1 pseudogene is annotated in these 362 nt (G+C 40.1%); it reads left to right on the top strand.

Going from position 1 to position 362, the window contains the following annotated elements:
* Positions 1-216 (top strand): annotated as a pseudogene (locus RCF13_RS11750) (hypothetical protein); the annotation flags it as partial.
* Positions 217-362 lie beyond the last annotated feature (146 nt).

The raw sequence follows: 362 nt of genomic DNA, 5'->3' as shown, positions 1-362 counted from the left end.
AAGGCGATTGTATCCCTACTAAAAGAACTTAGGGGGCAGGGCAAAACAGTGATCGTGGTACATCATGATCTTCAGACGGTAGAGGATTATTTTGACTGGGCAGCATTAATTAATTTAAATGTGATCAACTATGGCGCCATTGACAAGATTTTCAACGAAAAAAATTTACAGGCAACTTATAGAAGTAGTAGCTCTTTACTAAGGAGTGATGAATAAATGGGAGCGTTGGCTTTACTATTTAGAGACTATACATTCCGCACTGTAGCCTTAGGCTCTGGGTTTTTAGGAATAATAAGTGGTGTGTTGGGTAGCTTTGCTGTTCTCAGAAAACAAAGCCTTCTAGGAGATGGGGTTTCTCATGC

Source organism: Stenotrophomonas maltophilia group sp. RNC7, assembly GCF_030910085.1.
GTDB classification, from domain to species: domain Bacteria; phylum Pseudomonadota; class Gammaproteobacteria; order Xanthomonadales; family Xanthomonadaceae; genus Stenotrophomonas; species Stenotrophomonas sepilia.
Note: the sequence above shows the minus strand (reverse complement) of the source record. Positions and strands in the feature narration are given on the sequence as shown.